The organism is Pelomicrobium sp. G1, from assembly GCF_051905455.1.
Lineage (GTDB): Bacteria > Pseudomonadota > Gammaproteobacteria > Burkholderiales > UBA6910 > Pelomicrobium.
Genome location: NZ_JBQACR010000693.1, coordinates 1 through 230 on the forward strand (window position 1 = coordinate 1; position 230 = coordinate 230).

The 230-nt window shown below is 67.4% G+C and carries 1 pseudogene; it reads left to right on the forward strand.

Going from position 1 to position 230, the window contains the following annotated elements:
* Nucleotides 1-137: 137 nt before the first annotated feature.
* Nucleotides 138-230 (forward strand): annotated as a pseudogene (locus tag ACTFO6_RS20155) (SAM-dependent methyltransferase); the annotation flags it as partial.

A 230-nucleotide genomic window follows, 5' to 3' on the forward strand; every position in this document is an offset into this window, starting at 1 on the left:
CAAAAAACAGAATCCGTGGGCCGGTGTAAGGCTAGAGGAATCGGCGCCCGGGGGACGGAAGGGTTCCCCGGGGCGAGGAAGCGCCGCTCCCGAGGCGGCCCAGGGACCGGGAAAGAATGCGCGGCAAAGTTTAGTTCGTAGGGGCCGGACCAGGGGCCCCCGACCTGATCACTGTGCGTGGAGCGCGCCTTCTGGCCCAGGCGCACATCGTGTTCCACGACGCCCTGGTG